Annotated in this window: 17 protein-coding genes and 4 tRNA genes; 20 read left to right on the top strand and 1 reads right to left on the bottom strand. The window is 56.8% G+C overall.

Translation table 11 applies throughout. The features are described 5' to 3' along the window. Window positions 1-37: 37 nt before the first annotated feature. Both uvrA and HMPREF0045_RS02665 read left to right on the top strand, forming a co-directional pair. Window positions 38-2,884, top strand: a complete 2,847-nt coding sequence (gene uvrA, locus HMPREF0045_RS02670) for an excinuclease ABC subunit UvrA (RefSeq protein WP_005985242.1) — start codon at window positions 38-40, stop codon at window positions 2,882-2,884. A gap of 58 nt (window positions 2,885-2,942) precedes the next feature. Further along, on the top strand, window positions 2,943-4,331 hold the full coding sequence (locus HMPREF0045_RS02665; protein WP_005985240.1) for a UTP--glucose-1-phosphate uridylyltransferase: 1,389 nt from the start codon (window positions 2,943-2,945) through the stop codon (window positions 4,329-4,331). 190 nt (window positions 4,332-4,521) lie between these two features. On the opposite strand, the gene HMPREF0045_RS02660 is transcribed toward HMPREF0045_RS02665, so the two are convergent. Further along, window positions 4,522-4,596, bottom strand: a tRNA-Val gene (locus HMPREF0045_RS02660). A 170-nt stretch (window positions 4,597-4,766) separates the two neighbouring features. On the opposite strand from HMPREF0045_RS02660, the gene HMPREF0045_RS02655 reads away from it, so the two are divergent. The 18 genes from HMPREF0045_RS02655 to HMPREF0045_RS02570 all read left to right on the top strand — a co-directional run bounded on the left by HMPREF0045_RS02655 (window position 4,767) and on the right by HMPREF0045_RS02570 (window position 18,965). Beyond that, window positions 4,767-4,842 (top strand) — tRNA-Gly (locus tag HMPREF0045_RS02655). 40 nt (window positions 4,843-4,882) lie between these two features. Further along, a tRNA-Cys gene (locus HMPREF0045_RS02650) sits at window positions 4,883-4,953 on the top strand. Window position 4,954: 1 nt separating this feature from the next. Then, window positions 4,955-5,029, top strand: a tRNA-Val gene (locus HMPREF0045_RS02645). Window positions 5,030-5,121: 92 nt separating this feature from the next. Further along, window positions 5,122-6,339, top strand: coding sequence for a carboxylate--amine ligase (locus HMPREF0045_RS02640; protein ID WP_005985238.1), 1,218 nt, complete (start codon window positions 5,122-5,124; stop codon window positions 6,337-6,339). Window positions 6,340-6,385: 46 nt separating this feature from the next. Next, window positions 6,386-7,438, top strand: a complete 1,053-nt coding sequence (locus HMPREF0045_RS02635) for a lipid II:glycine glycyltransferase FemX (RefSeq protein WP_005985236.1) — start codon at window positions 6,386-6,388, stop codon at window positions 7,436-7,438. A gap of 62 nt (window positions 7,439-7,500) precedes the next feature. After that, window positions 7,501-9,555, top strand: coding sequence for a threonine--tRNA ligase (gene thrS, locus HMPREF0045_RS02630; RefSeq protein WP_005985234.1), 2,055 nt, complete (start codon window positions 7,501-7,503; stop codon window positions 9,553-9,555). Next, on the top strand, window positions 9,556-10,170 hold the full coding sequence (locus tag HMPREF0045_RS02625; protein ID WP_005985232.1) for an HIT family protein: 615 nt from the start codon (window positions 9,556-9,558) through the stop codon (window positions 10,168-10,170). A gap of 25 nt (window positions 10,171-10,195) precedes the next feature. After that, window positions 10,196-10,822, top strand: a complete 627-nt coding sequence (pgsA, locus tag HMPREF0045_RS02620; RefSeq protein WP_005985230.1) for a phosphatidylinositol phosphate synthase — start codon at window positions 10,196-10,198, stop codon at window positions 10,820-10,822. Continuing rightward, window positions 10,819-11,775 carry a phosphatidylinositol mannoside acyltransferase gene (locus HMPREF0045_RS02615; protein WP_005985228.1) on the top strand — a complete coding sequence of 319 codons (957 nt, stop codon included), beginning with the start codon at window positions 10,819-10,821 and terminating at the stop codon, window positions 11,773-11,775. The genes pgsA and HMPREF0045_RS02615 overlap by 4 nt, the downstream gene beginning before the upstream one ends. Window positions 11,776-11,783: 8 nt before the next feature. Continuing rightward, complete coding sequence (locus HMPREF0045_RS02610; RefSeq protein ID WP_005985226.1) at window positions 11,784-12,974, top strand: glycosyltransferase family 4 protein; 1,191 nt, start codon at window positions 11,784-11,786, stop codon at window positions 12,972-12,974. Beyond that, complete coding sequence (locus HMPREF0045_RS02605) at window positions 12,971-13,561, top strand: hypothetical protein (RefSeq protein ID WP_005985224.1); 591 nt, start codon at window positions 12,971-12,973, stop codon at window positions 13,559-13,561. The genes HMPREF0045_RS02610 and HMPREF0045_RS02605 overlap by 4 nt, the downstream gene beginning before the upstream one ends. 6 nt (window positions 13,562-13,567) lie before the next feature. Continuing rightward, on the top strand, window positions 13,568-14,719 hold the full coding sequence (locus HMPREF0045_RS02600) for a PrsW family intramembrane metalloprotease (protein ID WP_005985222.1): 1,152 nt from the start codon (window positions 13,568-13,570) through the stop codon (window positions 14,717-14,719). Then, window positions 14,712-15,344 (top strand): NUDIX hydrolase, encoded by a 633-nt coding sequence (locus HMPREF0045_RS02595; RefSeq protein WP_005985220.1) that lies wholly within the window; start codon window positions 14,712-14,714, stop codon window positions 15,342-15,344. The genes HMPREF0045_RS02600 and HMPREF0045_RS02595 overlap by 8 nt, the downstream gene beginning before the upstream one ends. Before the next feature lie 92 nt (window positions 15,345-15,436). Continuing rightward, the gene (locus HMPREF0045_RS02590; protein ID WP_005985218.1) at window positions 15,437-16,201 is read left to right on the top strand and encodes a YebC/PmpR family DNA-binding transcriptional regulator; all 765 of its coding nucleotides are present in this window, start codon (window positions 15,437-15,439) and stop codon (window positions 16,199-16,201) included. Between the two features lie 54 nt (window positions 16,202-16,255). Beyond that, on the top strand, window positions 16,256-16,867 hold the full coding sequence (ruvC, locus tag HMPREF0045_RS02585) for a crossover junction endodeoxyribonuclease RuvC (RefSeq protein WP_081466774.1): 612 nt from the start codon (window positions 16,256-16,258) through the stop codon (window positions 16,865-16,867). A 14-nt stretch (window positions 16,868-16,881) separates the two neighbouring features. Next, entirely contained in the window at window positions 16,882-17,490 is a 609-nt protein-coding gene (ruvA, locus tag HMPREF0045_RS02580; RefSeq protein ID WP_005985213.1) for a Holliday junction branch migration protein RuvA, read from the top strand. Further along, window positions 17,483-18,499 (top strand): Holliday junction branch migration DNA helicase RuvB, encoded by a 1,017-nt coding sequence (gene ruvB, locus HMPREF0045_RS02575; RefSeq protein ID WP_005985211.1) that lies wholly within the window; start codon window positions 17,483-17,485, stop codon window positions 18,497-18,499. The genes ruvA and ruvB overlap by 8 nt, the downstream gene beginning before the upstream one ends. Window positions 18,500-18,578: 79 nt before the next feature. Next, window positions 18,579-18,965 (top strand): preprotein translocase subunit YajC, encoded by a 387-nt coding sequence (locus tag HMPREF0045_RS02570; RefSeq protein WP_005985209.1) that lies wholly within the window; start codon window positions 18,579-18,581, stop codon window positions 18,963-18,965. Window positions 18,966-19,042: the final 77 nt, after the last annotated feature.

Genomic DNA, 19,042 nt, shown 5'->3' with positions numbered 1-19,042 from the left:
GGTGTACGTTAGCCCTTTGTCCTAATAGACTGAACAGGTGACTGATTCCCTGATTGTCCGTGGCGCGCGTGAACACAATCTTAAAGGTGTAGATCTGGATCTACCCCGCAACAAGATGATCGTTTTTACGGGGCTGTCAGGCTCAGGTAAATCCTCCCTGGCCTTTGACACTATCTTCGCTGAAGGTCAACGCCGCTATGTGGAGTCACTATCCTCCTATGCCCGCCAATTTTTGGGGCAGATGGATAAGCCTGATGTGGACTTCATTGAGGGCCTAAGCCCGGCGGTATCTATCGACCAGAAATCCACTTCACGTAACCCGCGCTCAACCGTGGGTACCATTACTGAGGTTTATGACTATCTGCGTCTGCTTTATGCGCGCGCCGGGGTACAGCACTGTCCTAAATGCGATGCGGTGATTTCCTCCCAGACGCCCCAGCAGATAGTTGACCAAATCCTTGATTTTGGGCAGGGTACCCGCTTCCAGGTGTTGGCGCCGATGGTGCGCGGACGTAAAGGCGAGTACCTGGATCTGTTTGAAGACCTGCGTTCACGCGGCTTTTCGCGGGTGCGGGTGGATGGCCAGTTGCGTCGGTTAGATGAGGAAATCAAACTAGCCAAAACCCGCAAACATGACATCGACGTCGTCGTTGACCGCATGGTGGTTAAAGACTCAGCCCGCAGCCGCATGAGCGACTCGGTGGAGACGGCACTTGATCTAGCCCAGGGCCTAGTAGTGATTGAGCGGGTGGATCTAGACGCCGCCGATCCTCAGCGTGAGCGGCGCTTTTCCCAAAAACGCGCCTGTCCTAACGCCCACCCGCTGACTCTAGATGAGATTGAGCCGCGTACATTCTCCTTTAATGCTCCCTACGGCGCCTGCCCGGCCTGCGACGGGATCGGTTCGCGCCTGGAGGTGGATCCCAGCCTGGTTATCCCAGATGAGGACCTAACCCTGGGGGAGGGGGCGGTGGCGCCCTGGAATTCGCACTCGGAATACTTCCTGCGACAGCTGTCGGTGCTAGGCCAGGAGCTTGGCTTTGACCTTAACACCCCCTATAAAGACCTAAGCGAGCAGGTCAAAGAGGTTATTTTGAACGGGCGGGACTATAAAGTCACCGTCAAATACCGCAACCGTTGGGGGCGCGAGCGCTCTTACTCCACCGGTTTTGAGGGCGTATTGGGTTACGTCAAACGCAAGTATGACGAAACAGAGTCTGACTGGTCGCGTGAACGTTACAAGGGCTATATGCGTGAGGTAGCCTGCCCTACCTGTAAAGGTGCCCGCCTGCGCCCGGAGGTTTTGGCCGTGCGGGTGGGGGACCTAAATATTTCCCAGCTGTGTGAGCTTCCTATTGCCAGCTCACGTAAGTTTATGGCGGAGCTCAAGCTGGAGGGTGCTGCCGCCAAGATTGCTGCGGCAGTGTTGACTGAGATTAACGCCCGTTTGGGTTTCTTGGTTGATGTGGGTCTGGATTATTTGTCGCTTTCACGCGGCGCGGCCACGCTCTCTGGTGGTGAAGCCCAGCGTATTCGCCTGGCCACCCAGATTGGTTCGGGCCTGGTGGGGGTGCTGTATGTGCTTGATGAGCCCTCTATCGGTTTACACCAGCGCGACAATCAGCGCCTTATTAGCACCCTGGAGCGTTTGCGCGACTTGGGTAACACCCTGATTGTGGTTGAGCACGACGAAGACACTATCCGGGCAGCTGACTGGATTGTCGACGTCGGCCCAGGCGCGGGGGAGCTGGGCGGGCGCGTGGTCCACTCGGGTGGCTTGGCAGGCTTGAAAAAGAACCCCAACTCAGTGACTGGAGCTTTTTTGACCGGGCGCCGGGCAATTGAGATCCCCGCCGTGCGCCGTCCGGTAGACCCGCAGCGTCAGCTGGTGGTTAAGGGGGCACGTGAGCACAACCTGCGCAATATCGACGTCGCCTTCCCGCTGGGGTGCTTTGTGGCTATTACCGGGGTGTCTGGCTCTGGTAAATCCACCCTGGTCAACTCGATTTTGTATCAGACTTTGGCCAATAAACTTAACGGCGCTAAGGGCGTGCCCGGGCGCCACAAGACAGTGTCTGGTTTGGAACACCTAGACAAGGTGGTGCATGTAGACCAGTCACCAATTGGGCGCACTCCGCGTTCAAACCCAGCCACCTACACAGGCGTGTGGGATCATATCCGTAAAATTTTTGCGGCCGTACCGGACTCTAAAGTGCGCGGCTATGGGCCTGGGCGTTTCTCCTTCAATGTTAAGGGTGGGCGCTGTGAGGCCTGTAAGGGTGACGGCACCTTGAAGATCGAGATGAACTTCCTGCCGGATGTGTACGTGCCTTGCGAGGTGTGTCATGGGGCTCGCTATAACCGTGAGACATTAGAGATCCGCTATAAAGGCAAGAATGTGGCTGATGTACTGGATATGACTATCAGTGAAGCCTCAGATTTCTTTGCGGCCACCCCAGCAATTGCCCGTCATCTAAACACCCTGGTAGATGTGGGTTTGGGTTATGTGCGTTTGGGGCAAAGCGCCACCACACTCTCTGGCGGTGAGGCTCAGCGTGTAAAGCTGGCCACTGAGCTGCAGCGACGCTCAACCGGGCGTTCTATCTATGTGCTTGATGAGCCCACCACCGGCTTGCACTTTGAAGATATCCGCAAGCTGCTGCTGGTGCTGCAGGGCCTGGTAGATAAGGGCAACTCAGTGCTGGTGATTGAACACAACCTGGATGTTATTGCCAATGCTGACTGGATCATTGATATGGGTCCCGAGGGAGGCTCTGGCGGTGGCACTGTGGTGGCTACTGGCACGCCTGAGCAGGTAGCTAAGGTTGAAAAGTCCTATACCGGTAAATTCCTGGCGCCAGTTTTAGCTAAGTCACGAAACTAATTGGGGTAAAAGGTTAAAAACCTCCCCGTGTTCGATTTTGTTGGTTTATTATCGTTCTATGAGCGAATCGGGGCTGCAAGCCGCACAGAACAAAATGCGCCAAGCTGGCGTTAATGAGGCTGCCGTTAAGGTATTCACCCACTACTACCACCAGCTAGAGGCGGGCACCACCGGACTGATCCCGGAGGAGACCATCTCTCCTTTAACGCAGGTGCAAAGCCTGCAAGAGGTGGAAGTTAGCCCGGCGGCTGAGCGTGAGGCGCTGGCTAAAACAGTGATGATCAAGCTTAATGGTGGCCTGGGCACATCGATGGGGATGGACCGTGCCAAGACGCTGCTGCCAGTGCGCAACGGAGACACATTCTTGGACATTATTGTGCGCCAGGTGCTGTCTGCTCGTGAGCGTTACGGCGTGCGTTTGCCGCTAATCTTCATGGATTCTTTCCGTACCCAGGCTGATACTTTGGCCGCCTTGGCTAAGTATCCGCAGCTGGTGGTAGATGATCTGCCGTTAGATTTTGTGCAAAACCAGGAGCCCAAGCTACGCGCTGATGATCTAAGCCCAGTTAGCTACCCACAAGATCCCTCACTGGAGTGGTGCCCGCCCGGCCACGGTGACATTTACACTGCGCTCTACGGCTCTGGTCTGCTAGATAAATTGATCGATGCCGGCTTCCAATATGCCACCACCGCCAACGCCGACAACTTGGGCTCTGCCCCCAGCGCTAAGGTAGCTGGCTGGTTTGCCTCCAGTGGTGCGCCTTACGCCGCTGAGGTGTGCGAGCGTACTTTGGCAGACGTTAAGGGTGGACACTTGGCGGTGCGTAATAGTGATGGGCGCATTATTTTGCGTGACACTGCTCAGACTCCTAGCGACCAGATGCACTATTTCACTGACCAGTACCGTCACCCTTACTTCCACACCAACAACTTGTGGTTTGACCTGCTGGCCTTGCGTGAAGTGCTGCGTCAGCGCGACGGCGTATTAGGGTTGCCGCTGATCAGGAACGCTAAAACCGTAAATCCGGCCGACTCCACCAGCACGCCGGTAGTGCAGATCGAATGCGCTATGGGCGCCGCAATTGAAGCCTTTGAAGGGGCTAGTGCCATTGAGGTGCCCCGTTCACGCTTCCTACCGGTTAAAACCACCAATGACCTGATGGTGCTGCGCAGTGACGCCTATGAGATCGACGACGGCGGCCAGCTGCACGCCACTGTGGATCAGGTTTGTGTGGCCGAGCTAGACCCCAGGTACTACAAGACCATTCACCAGTTTGAGCAGCGCATTAGTAAAGGTGCACCATCCTTGCGTCAAGCTCAGCACCTAGTAGTGCACGGAGACTGGACTTTTGGGGCAGACGTAGTGATTAAGGGTGAAGTCACGCTGGCTGACGCTGGGGTAGCTTCACAAGTACCCGACGGCACACTCCTGGAACAAACCAACTAGTAGTCAACTAAAAGCTGGCCTCTAAAGATGAGTTGAGGCCCAGTTGAACTGTTATCCCTAGCTGAGGTGGGGCTGGGGTGGCCTGGCGCCACCCCAGCCAGCTTGTTGACGCTTAGCTCAGTGGGGCGTTAAAAAGTGGGCGTGAAACAAAAAAGCCACCGCTTGCGGTGGCTGAAATATTCACTTTCTTTGGTGGGCGATACTGGGTTCGAACCAGTGACCTCTTCCGTGTGAAGGAAGCGCGCTACCACTGCGCCAATCGCCCTTGCGTGGAAAGACTCTAATAGGTCCGGGGCTAACAATGCAAACTGAAAACTAGTGGGGTGGATCACGCTCTGAAAAGTTGCAAAGCCCTGCCTGGTGGGTGCTAAGCTTTAACCCGTTGCGAGCCGGACCTGCTTCGAAAGAACAGATTCGGTTAGCTAATTAAATATTGCGGATGTGGCTCAGTTGGTAGAGCATCACCTTGCCAAGGTGAGGGTCGCGGGTTCGAGTCCCGTCATCCGCTCCATGAAGCCGGTAGTGCTTAGTTCCGTGCTTCCGCTTCTCCTGGTGGGTTGGCCGAGTGGCTAGGCACCGGCCTGCAAAGCCGTTTACACCGGTTCGAATCCGGTACCCACCTCGGGCGATTGGCGCAGCGGGAGCGCGCTTCCCTGACACGGAAGAGGTCACTGGTTCGATCCCAGTATCGCCCACCATATGTAAACCCCGTCAGTGGCGGGGTTTTTTCATATCCAGGTAGCGCTCAGGCAGCTAAGCTAACCTGAGCAAAAACAGGGAAAGGATAAGCGTGAGCGAGCTATTACCGGTTGTTATTGGTGGAGATATTGGAGCTTATGCCTTAGCTCGACAGCTAAACATGGCTTTGCACCAGCGCGTGACCGTACTTGGTAGTGCCCCTATCGAAGCTATTACGCTTTCGGACTTTATTGATGTAGAGCACCTAGAGCCCGGCGCAGACCCGATCGCCGCCCTGAAAGCTCTAGACCCAGCCAGCCAAGGTAAGCGCGGTGTAGTAATGGCTAACACCGATAAGCATGCCGAAATGCTGGTGCAGCGCCGCGATGAACTAACCGACTGGGTAGTGCCTTTCCCCAGTCAGGAGGCTTATGACGCAGTCTGTGATAAGGCTTCCTTCTCTGCCCTGTGCAAACAGGTAGGGGTAACCACTCCGCGCGAAATCCTGGTGGACTTTGCCGGCAGCGACGACCCGCAGTGGCAGGCCCCGGACATCGACATTCCCTTCCCGGTAGTAGCCAAGGCCGCCGTCGGAGCTGACTACGACAACATCTCCTTCCCGGGCAAACGCAAGATCTGGTTCATCAACACCCAAGCTGAACTGGACTCGCTCTGGGAAAAGCTACGCGGAGCCGGCTTTACCTCCACTTTCCTGGTGCAAGAACTAATCGCCGGTGACAACACCGCCATGCGTTCAATTACCGCCTATATGGACTCTCACGGCAAACTGACCATGATTGGCTCGGCCCGCGTGCTGCTTGAAGATCACGCCCCCACCATGATCGGTAACCCGGTGGCCATGATCGTAGAGCCCTTCGAAGGACTATGGGCGCAAGCCGAAAAGATCCTCAAGGCTGCCGGCTACCGTGGATTTGCTAACTTTGACGTCAAAATCGCTCCTGACGGGCGTGAAGTCTTCTTTGAGGTCAACGCTCGTATTGGTCGCAACTCCTTCTACATGACCGCCGGGGGAGTCAACCCTATGGGCGTTATGCTGGCCGACCTGGTTGAAGGGGAGCAGATTAAACAGCGCCAAGCCCGCCGTGAAGTGCTCTACAGCCTGGTGCCCACCAAGCTGCTGTTGCGCTACCTGCGTGACGAGTCCCTACGCAACCGGGTACGTAAACTGGCTGCTCAAGGCGTAGCTGACCCGCTGCGTAACCCCCTTGAGCGCTCAATCAAACGTAAGCTATTAGTAGAAGCGCAGCGCGCCAACCACTACCGTAAGTTTGCACGCTACTACCCGAAGGCTACTGACACCTCGTTCTAAGGTTCGCTCAGCGCACCGAAGTTACGTCATCAACAGGAGGGCTAACATGACCCGTACCGAAACTCTGCGTCGCCTTACCGCCAAGGAAGCTGAAAAGCTACTAACTGGCCGTGACTACCCCATTGAGCAGTCAGCTGCTTGGGCCCGCTATGAAAAAGCCCTTGGCCACCAGGTGTGGGGACGCTACGTCTATGAAGACGGCCAGCAGCCAGTAGCCTACGTGGTGCTGTACACCAACGAGATTGGTGGCCGCCCTTTCCTATGGGCCAAGCACGGTCCCATCTGGTTCAAAGAGCAGTCACCCGAGCGTGAAGCCCACCTGCGTAGCCTGCTGATCCCCGAGGTGCGCCGTCGTGATAAGAACATCGCCTTTGTGCGTATGCACGCCCGTTTCAGCGCCCCGGACTGCCACGAGCTACTTAACACGCTCACCTATGACCGCACCTACATCATCGACCTAACCGGCCGGACCCCTGAGAAAATCGCCGCCGCCATGCCTAAGGACGGCCGCCGTGGGGTTAAGCGAGCCGAACGCGTGGCCAAAGAAGCCGGCGTCGTCATTAAGGACGAAACCGGCATGGACCGCGCCACCTTCGATGAGGTCTACCGCGTCCTAGAAGAAACCAGTGAGCGTGACGGCTTCACCCCCCACAGTGCAGACGTGTACTGGACCATGCTCACCACCCTAGGAGAGCAGGCCCGCATGTACGTGGCTCGCCTAGACGGGCGCCCCGTGGCCTGGGTACTAGTCGTTGTTAACGGCATTAGTGCGGTTGCCTACTATGGCGCCTCTACCACCGCTGACCGCGCTACCCGCGCTGCCGAGGCCACCGACTGGTACACCGCCTGTGACTTGGCTACCAAGGGCTACAAGGGCTATGACTTTATGGGCGCCGGCTCTACTCGCGTGCCCGAGCTGTACAGCGTGGGCATGTACAAGAAGCGTTTCGCCCAGCACCCCACGGAAGTCGACGGCGCCTGGGACGTGCCCGTACAGCGCCCGGTTTTCGAGGCACTAGTGGCCGCCAAGAAGGCCAAGCACCTAGTGCGTAAAGCCACTGTGGTGGCCGCGAAAGCCTCAGAGGCTATCAAGCGCTAAACTTAGCCTTTGAAAAGGCCGCACCTGTCCAGCGTCCTGAACACAAACTAAAGGAGAATACTGTGAGCCAGCAGCCCAGCCAGCAGCCGCAAATCGAGCTAAACATCGACGGCGTACCCACCAAGGTAGAGGCGGGCACTACCGGGGCCAACATCTATGCAGACCGTAAAGAGGTAGTAGCGGTTAAAGTCGATGGCCAGCCCTGGGACCTGGAGCGTGAGCTACCTGCTGGCGCCGCAGTAGAACCCATCGCTATCGACAGTGAAGATGGCCTAAACATCCTGCGTCACAGCGCCACCCACGTTATGGCCCAGGCTGTGCAGGAGCTATTCCCGCAGGTAAACCTCGGTATTGGTCCGTTCATCACTGACGGTTTCTACTACGACTTTGGCAACATTGACTCCGTTACCCCGGAGCTGATGCGCGAAATCGAAAAGCGTATGAAGCGCATTGTTAAAGAAGGCCAGCGTTTTGTGCGCCGCGACATCAGCGAAGCCGATGCGGCCAAGGAACTAGCAGACCAGCCCTACAAGCTGGAGCTAATCCAGACCAAGGGTAAGGGCGCTGAAGCCGCTTCAGTTGAGGTAGGCGCCGGCGGCCTAACCATGTATGACAATGTGCGTCGCAACGGGGAAGTGGCCTGGAGCGATCTATGCCGTGGCCCGCACCTGCCTAACACCAAGCTGATCGGCCTAGGTTTTGCGCTAACCAAGTCCTCATCGGCTTACTGGAAGGGCGACCAGTCCGGTGACTCCCTCCAGCGCATCTACGGCACCGCCTGGCCCAGCAAGGAAGCCCTCAAGGAATACCAGACCCGCCTAGCTGAAGCGGCCCGCCGTGACCACCGCAAGCTTGGCCAGGAACTAGACCTGTACTCTTTCCCTGAGGAAATCGGCCCTGGCCTGGTGATTTTCCACCCTAAGGGCGGAATTTTGCGTCACGAAATCGAGTCTTACGTGATTGAGCGTCACAAGCAGGCCGGTTTTGACTTTGTGCACACCCCCGAAATTTCTAAGGGCGGCCTGTTCCACACCTCCGGGCACCTGCCTTACTATGCCGACACCATGTTCCCGCCCATGCTGGCTGATGAGGAACGCGACGCTGAAGGCAACATCACTAAGGCCGGCCAAGAGTACTACCTCAAGGCCATGAACTGCCCGATGCACAACCTGATCTTCCGTTCACGCGGCCGCTCCTACCGTGAACTGCCGCTGCGCCTGTTCGAAATGGGCCACGACTACCGCTACGAAAAGTCCGGCGTGGTACACGGCCTAACCCGTATGCGCGGCTTCACCCAGGACGACTCGCACACCTACTGCACTCCTGAACAGGCTGAAGAAGAAATTCGGATGCAGCTGAACTTCTTCATCTCCATCCTTAAAGAATTCGGTCTAACCGACTTCTACCTGGAGCTATCCACCCGCGACGAGGATGGTAAGAAGAAAGACAAGTTCATCGGCTCCGATGAGGACTGGGCGGCGGCCACCAAGGCGCTAGAAGACGCCTGCGCAGCTACTGGCTTGGACCTTGTACCCGACCCGGGTGGCGCCGCCTTCTACGGCCCCAAGGTTTCGGTGCAGTGCAAGGACGCCATTGGGCGTACCTGGCAGATGTCTACCGTGCAGTATGACTTCAACCAGCCCGAGCGTTTCGGCCTGGAATACACCGCCGCTGACGGCTCTCACCGCCGCCCGGTGATGATCCACTCCGCCAAGCTGGGCTCGGTAGAGCGTTTCATCGGGGTGCTGGTAGAGCACTACGCCGGTGCGTTCCCCGCCTGGCTAGCTCCAGTGCAGGTCAAGCTGGTGCCTGTGGCTGAGGTCTTTGATGACTATGTCAAGGAAGTTGCTGCCAAACTGCGCAGCCAGGGCGTGCGCGTGGAGATTGACCTATCTGACGACCGTTTCGGTAAGAAGATCCGTAACGCCTCGAAGGAAAAGGTGCCCTTCACCCTGATTGCTGGTGGCGAGGATGTGGAGGCCGGCGCGGTTTCCTTCCGCTACCGTGACGGCAGCCAGCACAACCAGGTGCCCGTGGATGAGGCTGTGGCCCACATTGTGGATGTGATCAAGCGTCGCGTTAATGACCCTGCTGGCGAAAAGCTTGAGGTAGCTTAAGTGACCGGCGCCGCTGAGCAGCTTGATAGTGCTGGTCAGGCTATCCCTGGGGTGATTGAAGATACCTTTGATCACCCCGGGGTACCCGATGCCTTCCAGCGCCTGTGGGTACCTCACCGCATGGTTTACATTGGCGGTCAGGATAAGCCTGAGGATCCTTCCGCCCCTAAATGCCCGTTTTGTCGCGCCGCAGCTAGCGACGACGACGCGGCCAGCTTAGTGGTGCGCCGGGGTAGCCATTGCTTCACCCTGATGAACCTGTACCCCTACAACCCTGGGCACCTGCTGGTGCTGCCTTACCGTCACGTGGCTGACTACACCGAGCTAACCGATGCAGAACGCATTGAGTTAGGTGAAATAACCGCGCAGGCCATGCGTACTTTGCGCCATGTTTCTGGGCCTGACGGCATTAACCTGGGTATGAACCAGGGGGAGGTAGCTGGCGCCGGTATTGCCGCGCACCTGCACCAGCATGTGGTGCCGCGTTGGCGTGGGGACGCTAACTTCCTGCCTATCGTGGCGCAAACCAAGGCAGTTCCACAGTTACTAGATGACGCCCGCCAGGCTTTAGCACAGGCCTGGGATGCAGCCAATACTGCTGCGGACGTCAAATAAAACTAAGCGCAACTGAGGAGTAACTATGCTCGGCGAACATGGGCGTAGCATCACAAAAACCCTATTTACCAAGCCGGCCCTGGCGATGGCTAAAGTTGGTATTACCCCCAACATGCTGACAGTTACCGGCACGGTGCTTTCGGTAGTGGTGGCAGTTTGTACCCTGCCGCAGGGACACTTTCTGCTGGGGGTAGGGCTGCTGCTGATCGTGCTGTTCGGGGATTCTTTTGATGGAATCTTGGCACGCGCCACGGGCACATCTTCTCCTTTTGGAGCCTTTCTTGATTCCTGCCTGGATCGCTTGACCGACGCCGCCGTGTTTGGTTCCTTGGCAGTGTGGGCAGCCCTGCACATGCCTGCCGGCACCCAGCGCACCTTGACAGTGTCTTTCGCAGTGGCCTGTGTAGGACTGGGCGCTTGCGTTTCCTATGTGCGTGCCCGCGCCGAATCAGTGGGGGCGGACGCCCATAAGGGTCTAGCTGAGCGCACTGACCGACTAATTATCGCTGGCCTAGGGGCGTTGGCGGTAGGTTTTGGCCTGAGTACCTGGTGCATAACTGTGGCCTTAGGGGTAGTGGCGCTAGCTGCCTTTATCACGGTAGTGCAGCGAATTTTGGCGGTACGCTCCCACTTTGCAAAGCAGGCTAAATGACCGGGGCAAAACTATATTTAGCCGCCTGGTCACTAGCTCCCAAAATTCCTGCCAGACTTGGTTACGCACTAGCAAATCGCGGCGCCGATGTGGCTTGGCTGCACCAGCGCCTACGCCCGTCTAAACGCGGAGTGGGCCAGCTAGAAGCAAATCTACACACCCTTACTGGCAACAGTGATGTGCGTGGTCTAAGCCGAGAAGGTATGCGTTCCTATATGCGTTACTTCTATGAGGCTTTTGCTCTGGCCGGTGTGCAGCCAGAGCAACTACGCCATAGGGTACGTGTAGAAGGCGAATTTGCAGCCCTAAAAGCAGATGTAGCCAAGGCTAATGTGGTCTTTGCTCTCTCGCACAGCGGTAACTGGGATCTGGCTGGGGCTTGGGCCAGCCAGGAACTGGCTACCGTACTCACCGTGGCAGAAAAGGTAGAGCCACCCCAACTGTTTGAAAAGTTCATTGAGTTTCGCCAGGGGCTGGGCATGGAAATTATTGCTCAGGCGCCGGGTCAAAAAGTTTTTGAGCAGCTAGTTCAAAAAGCCCAGCAGGGCCACTATTTCATCCCTCTGCTAGCAGACCGTGATCTAAGCGCGGCGGGCATTGAGGTGGATTTTGGTGGTCAACCGGCGCGGGTAGCTGCCGGGCCGGCAGTATTGGCGGCCCGCACCCACTCGCCACTGTGGATGGGCGCAATTAGCTATGAACGTTTGGAGGGCCAACGCCGTCGCCTAGCTGGCAGCAGTTGGGGGATTGTCATCCATGTGCGTAAAGTTGCTGATCAGGTCAGCAATGATCGAGGAGATATTTTCGACAAAACCCAAGCTTGGGCATCTCAGATGGCACAACTGCTAGCACGCTATCCCCAGGACTGGCATATGCTACAGGCTATCTACACTAAAGACTTGGATCTAGAACGCCTGGCACGTTCCCATGCTCGCCAGCGTGAAGAAAGTTAAAGGAAGCTATGCGCATTGGTATCGTCTGCCCCTACGCCTTAGATGTGCCAGGTGGGGTGCAGGTTCACGTCACAGATTTAGCGCAAGAGTTGATGCGACGCGGCCATGAGGTGAGGGTACTGGCCCCGGCTGGCCCAGAAATGGAGCTACCTGACTGGATCACCAGCGCTGGGAACGCGATTCCGATTCCCTATAACGGCTCCATCGCCCGTCTAAACTTTGGGGCGGCGCCAGCAGTGCGCACTCGTCGTTGGATTGAGCAAGGCAATTTTGATCTGCTGCATATTCATGAGCCCATCACTCCTTCAATCGGTATGCTGGCGCTGCAAGCGGCGCGTGGCCCGATCGTAGGTACTTTCCATGCGGCCATGGACCACTCCATGGTGCGTGAAGCCACTGCGCCTATGGTTTCGCGGCTGATCGAAAAGCTCACGGCCCGAATTGCCGTATCTAATGAGGCCAAAAAGACCCTGCAGCATTTCCATGGTGGCGACGCCGTAGTGATCCCTAATGGCGTATACACCAAGCCATTTCGCACTGCCCCTAAGCAGGAACGTTTCACCGGCACCGCGCAGGCCCCCACTATTGCTTTCTTGGGCCGTATTGATGAGCCACGTAAAGGCTTGGGGGTGCTGCTAAAAGCTGTGCCTCAGGTACTGGCACGTTTCCCGCAGGCACGTTTTTTGGTGGCCGGGCGCGGTGAAAATCCCCAGGCCCTGGCCCAGTTAGATGCCAATAGCGCGGCGGCAGTAACTTTCTTAGGGGGAGTTAGCGACGCCGATAAGGCCGCTTTGTTGGCTTCGGCCACCTGCTATGTGGCACCCCAAACCGGTGGTGAATCCTTCGGTATCGTGCTGGTGGAGGCCATGGCGGCGGGCACCGCCGTAATTTCCTCCGATCTGGCAGCTTTTGCAGCGGTGCTTGAAAACGGCCGCCTGGGCACCATGTTCAAAAACGGTGACAGTGATGCTTTAGCTCAGGCAATTATTGGGGTAGTTGATGACCCCCAAACCACTCAGGCCAAGATTACCGCTGCCAATGTGGCCGTGGAGCGTTACGACTGGTCCAACGTAACCGATCAGATCCTGGCGGTTTATGACGTCGCCGTAACTACCATTAACAGCCGCATTGAAGCTGAACCTGGCGAGCGCACCATGCTCGGGGCGCTGCGTAACCTGCGTGAAGGAGAAAGCCTGTGATAAGCGCTGCACCACTTTTACCTCCCGCAGCTATTGATGCCTTACTGGCAGTATTACTCGTTGTAGTAATAGTGCTGGTAGCTGGCTGGTTCCTGTTCGCCTATGCGGTACGAGTAGACCGCCTACATCGCCAAGTGCTGGCTGCCCGCCTGATTGTCAGTGGGCAACTGTCTAAACGGGCCCACGCCGCCATTGAATTAGCTAATGCGCAGGTGCTGGATCAGGCAGACAGTGAAAAACTGTGCCAGGCTGCCCACGATGCTTCGCGCTGTGAAGAACCAATTGTGGGTGACGGCTTAGATCCGCGTAATCGCACCGGTAACGCCGCTAAACGCGTGGCCTACGAAAATCAGTTGACTCGCGTTATGCGCGAAGTTTTAACCGATGAAACTCGCAGCCGCCTGATGCAAGAAACTGACGCTACTGCTTTACTGCGTCGCCTTGACGCTGCCCAACAAAAACTTGAAGTGGCCGTGCACGTCCACAACAACCAGGTTAAGGACGCTAGAAAAGTACGCCAGCGGACCTTGGTACGAATTGCTCATTTGGCTGGACGCGCCCCGCTACCAGCCCTGGTAGAGATTTAAACTTACGTGAAAGAAAAAATTCCCACGCTGGCTGCCTCTCGCGCCCGCGCTTCCCTACACACGCCCGCTTGGACTAAGCAAAGCGCCTACTCTTGGCGAACCTTCTTAATCACCGCTCTCGCCATGGGTGGCCTGGTAGGTTTTGGCGTGTTGATGATGATCATCAACGCTAATTCAGGGGGCACCAGTTTGCTGGTTCCCTTCTTGTTGGCTTTAGTGCCGCTATGCTTGGTACTGCTGGTGGTGCGCTGGATTGACTATCAGGACCCTGAACCTCTAGGAGTGCTGGTAGCCGCCTTCCTGTGGGGGGCGGGCGTGGCCACGCTAGTTTCCTTGATGGTCAACAACTCTTCCACCATTGCGGTCGCGGAAATGACTAAATCTAAAGCCGCCGGCGGCACCTTCGCCACCTTGGTTAGTGCCCCACTAATTGAGGAGTTTACCAAGGCCCTGGGTTTGGTGCTTATTTACCTGCTGTGGCGCAAGATCGTTAACGGCCCGGTCGACGGCGTCGTCTACGCCACCGTAATTGCAGGTGGCTTCGCGTTCGCAGAAAACATTTTGTACTTTGCTCGCTACAGTGATCAGCTGGCACAAATCTTCCTGCTACGCGGGGTGGCCTCACCTTTCGCCCACGTAATTTTCACTGCCTGTACCGGTATGGCTTTGGGCTTTGGTATCCACATGCGTGGGCGCTGGTCCTGGCTAGGGATGACCCTGCTGGGTTACCTATGCGCGGTGGTACTGCACTTTAGCTGGAACCTACTTTCAGGCCCTAACTGGTGGTTCTATATGCTGGTCTCAGCCCCAATATTCGTGCTGATGGGCTTGCTGGTGTCCTACCTAAAGCGACGTGAACAGAGTGATTACGCCACCAACCTAATGGATTACGCCGCTGGTGGCTGGTACACCTCAGCAGAAGTGGCCATGCTTACCACCAATACTGGGCGGCGTCAGGGTACTGCCTGGGCGCGCTCACATGGTCCCCAGGCACGTAAGGCCATGCTCGATTTTCAGCGTGACTCAATGGAGCTGGCCGAAATTCGCGGGCGCTTCCTAGCTGGTGAAGGTGACAGCGAAGACCGTGAACGTCAGCTTAAGCTGCTGCAGGAAGTATCTGCTAAACGTCAGGTTTTCCTAGGTTTAGACAATGCCTAGCAGCCAAAATGGGCTCGACGACGCTGCAGGCCGTCAATGTGCGCCTGACAGCGCCGTCGTCGTCCCTGGGGCCAAAAGCAAACCGCAGCTGCCCGCGAACTGGCGCCAACTGCTAGGGCAGGGCTGGGAACTAAACCAGCAGGGCATGCCCTCGCGCCAGGCAGGACGCGTAGTGGTAGTAGCCCAAGGACAAATGCTGCTGGTAGCCGGACACGATTTTTCTGACGCCACGCATCACTGGCTGTTTACCCCCGGCGGAGGTATAGAAGCAGGTGAAAGCCCAGCTCAGGCCGCCGCGCGTGAACTAGCTGAAGAAACCGGCATCATAGTGGACCCCGGCGCTCTCACTCTGCTGGGCTACAGACAGGCCCGCTTTGAATTCAGGGCGCTAACCTGCCTAGCTAATGAAACCTTCTACTATCTGCACCTTGAGCGCAAACCCCAGCTCAACCAAGAACGCTGGACCGCTAATGAGCGCTCACTGCTCGACGGATTAAATTGGTATAGCCCACATAAATTACGTCAACTCAGCCAAGCCGGCCTGGCAATTTACCCGTCAGAACTGGTAAATCACGCCGCTAAGCTAGTTACCGGCTGGGATGACACACTGCTTAAATTCACCTAAAAGCCGCAATAAACACACGTTTGCTGGGCTAAAACCGGCCAGGGGAGCGGTAGAATCTATGCGGACTGTTATTTCAACTAACGGGAGTTTTTATGTCGGGTCACTCTAAGTGGGCAACCACCAAGCACAAGAAGGCCGCCATCGATGCTAAGCGAGGCAAGCTATTTGCCCGCCTAATCAAGAACATTGAGGTTGCAGCGCGCACTGGTGGTGGAGACCCCGCAGGTAACCCCACCCTGTTCGACGCCATTCAGAAGGCTAAGAAGAACTCTGTACCCGCAGACAACATCACTCGCGCTGTTAAGCGTGGTAGCGGTGAAGAAGCTGGCGGTGCAGACTGGCAGACCATCATGTACGAAGGCTACGGACCCAATGGCGTAGCTTTCCTGGTCGAGTGCCTTACCGATAACCGTAACCGCGCTGCCTCTGACGTGCGCGTGGCTTTCACCCGCAACAACGGCTCCCTGGCTGACCCCGGTTCGGTGGCCTACAACTTCTCCCGTAAGGGTGTGGTTGAGGTTTCCGCTGCTGACGACGTCGACGAGGACAGCATTTTGATGGCTGTGCTCGACGCTGGAGCCGAGGAAGTTGTTAACGAAGGCGAAGGCTTCTCCATCTACTGCGAGCCTAACGACGTGGTAGCTGTACGTACCGCCCTAACCGAGGCCGGCATGGACTACGACAGTGCCGAAGTTCAGTTTGTGGCTGGTACCAAGATCGAGGTTGACGCTGACACCGCCCGCAAGGTTATGCGCCTAATCGACGCTCTGGAAGACTCCGACGACGTACAGAACGTATTCACCTCCATGGACATCAGCGCCGAGGTGGCTGCCGAGCTGGACGCTGACGAGGACTGAGTAAACGCCTTGGCCCCCGCTTCACTTGGAGCATTCGTAGCTGACCAACGCGTCTTGGGTATCGACCCAGGTATGACCCGTTGTGGACTAGGTTGCGTGGATGTAGATTCACGCCGGCGAGTGCGACTAGTTGAAGTGGGGGTTGCCCGTACTCCTCCTAACCAATCCCCAGAGCTGCGCCTTAAAAGTATTGCGGACGCAATTGATGACTGGATTGCACGCCACAGCCCGCATGTAATTGCCATTGAACGGGTATTTGCCCAAGAAAATATGCGTTCGGTTATTGCGGTGGCGCAGGTTATGGGGGTGGCCATGTTGGCTGGTGCCCGCCACGATCTAGAGGTGGCTCTGCATACCCCTAGTGAAGTTAAGGCTGCTATCAGCGGTAATGGCCGGGCTGATAAGGCACAAGTGCAAACCATGGTGGCCCGCGTGTTGGGCCTGGATGCGCTACCTAAGCCAGCTGACGCAGCTGACGCTTTAGCGCTGGCCATCTGTCACGGTTGGCGTGGGGGAGGCACTGGGCAAGACGGCATTACTGAAATGGTTAGTGCCGGTGGCCAGGTGCGAGCCTCAGCGCGCACCCCAGCCCAACGCCGCTGGGCCCAAGCCCAAGCTAATGCTCGCAGAACCGGTGCTGTAGACCCCCGCCGCAGACGTGGCTAATAACAAGGATTAATGTGATTTCTTCCCTGCGCGGTGAAGTAACCGCAGTGACTTTAAGCTCCGCCGTGATTGAAACCGGGGGAGTGGGCCTGTTGTTCAACGCTACGCCCAACACTTTAAGTACCCTGCAGGTGGGCGCCCAAGCTAAGGTGCACACCTACCTGGTGGTTAAAGAAGATTCGTTGACTCTTTATGGCTTCGCTACCACTGATGAACGCGACACTTTCGCCACCCTGATGGGCGCTAAAGGTGTAGGAGCCAAGCTGGCTTTAGCCATGTTGGCGGTGCATACTCCTGACGCTTTACGCCAAGCTATTGCCGCTAAAGACACAGCAGCTTTAACTCGCGTACCCGGTTTAGGGCCTAAAGGCGCGCAGCGGGTGATCCTAGATGTGGGCGATAAACTTGGGCCTCTGCGCGGTGAAGGGGAGCTGGAATTTGACTTGCCAGCTGCTACTGATGAGGCTAACCCGCAGGTAGTTGCAGCTTTGGTGGGGCTGGGCTGGAATGAAGCGGCGGCCACCGGCGCGGTGCTACAGGTTACTACTGCACAAAATGCCACTGATGTATCGGCGCTGCTGAGGGCAGCCTTGCGAAACTTAGGAGCAGCAAAGCGTGTCTGATCGTTTTGTAGGCCCGGAAGCTGATGAGATTGAGCGGGCTGCTGAAGGTGCTCTGCGTCCACGCCACCTAGAAGATTTTGTGGGTCAAGATGTGGTGCGCGGGCAGCTGTCCGTGGTGCTGCGCGCAGCCACTTCACGCGGTTCTAGCCCTGACCATGTGCTGCTATCTGGCCCGCCTGGGCTGGGTAAAACCACTTTGGCCATGATTATTGCTAATGAACTGGGTGGCTCACTGCGGCTAACCAGTGGCCCGGCAGTGCAGCACGCCGGTGACCTAGCCGCTATTCTTTCCGCACTTGAAGAAGGCGACGTGCTGTTTATCGATGAAATTCATCGCCTGGCACGCACCGCTGAAGAAATGCTTTACCTGGCCATGGAGGATTACCGGGTAGATGTGGTGGTAGGTAAAGGCCCTGGGGCCACCTCGATCCCGCTGTCACTGCCTCCTTTTACCGTGGTTGGGGCTACCACTAGGGCGGGTCTACTTCCGGCGCCGCTACGTGACCGTTTTGGTTTCACTGGGCACCTGGACTACTACAGCGCCAGTGAACTAGCCCAGATTGTTACCCGCAGCGCTGGACTGTTAGGCCTTGAAATAGATGCTCAGGCCGCCCACGAGCTGGCCAGTCGTTCGCGTGGTACGCCGCGTATCGCCAACCGCCTGCTACGGCGCGTCCAAGACTGGGCCCAGGTGCACGGCACGCCGGGAGTAGCTGACCTGGCTTCCACCCAGGCGGCTTTAAAAGTGTTTGAGGTGGATGCTCTGGGGCTAGACCGCCTAGACCGCTCAGTGCTAACTGCCCTATGCACCCGCTTTGGTGGGGGACCGGTAGGTTTGACTACTTTGGCAGTAAGCGTAGGTGAAGAGGCAGAAACTGTAGAAACGGTGGCTGAACCTTATCTGGTACGCGAAGGTCTAATGGTGCGTACCCCGCGCGGGCGTGCAGCCACTGCCGCTGCCTACACCCACCTGGGCTTAGAACTGCCCGAACACATGCCTGAAATCTAAGCGCTGCCCGCTATTTAGGACTCACTTAGTTTTATACGGGCTTTCCCATAGACTTTAGGCAAACTTAGGAGGAAAAACTATGCTCACTATGCTGATCTTCATGGTGGTTGCCATGGTGGCGCTGTCTTATTTTGGTCGTCGCCAAAATGCTAAGGCAGAACAAGCCGCGCGCAATCGCCTCGAAGAAGCTTGCGTGCCTGACACCTGGGTACGTACTACCTCTGGCTACTACGCCAAGTTCGTTGAGATCGACGGCGATGTGGTCACCTTGCGTACTCCTCAGGGCGTGGAGTCCATGTGGGACAGTAAAGCTATTTATGGCGCAGTTAACCCGCCTTTTGCTGACCAGGATGAGGACGAAGAGGAAGACGTTGACTCTAGCGACGAGCTAGAAGTTGACGCCGAAAACACCATAAAAGAGGCCCACAGCGATAACGCAGACTCTAGCGACGATGAAAAAAAGTAATCGTCGCCACAAGATTAGATTTAACTAGTTACCACCAGCTGGGGCTATGCAAAATCGCTAATAAATAGGGATTTTGG

The organism is Actinomyces graevenitzii C83 (assembly GCF_000239695.1).
GTDB classification, from domain to species: Bacteria; Actinomycetota; Actinomycetes; order Actinomycetales; family Actinomycetaceae; genus Actinomyces; species Actinomyces graevenitzii.
Note: the sequence above shows the minus strand (reverse complement) of the source record. Positions and strands in the feature narration are given on the sequence as shown.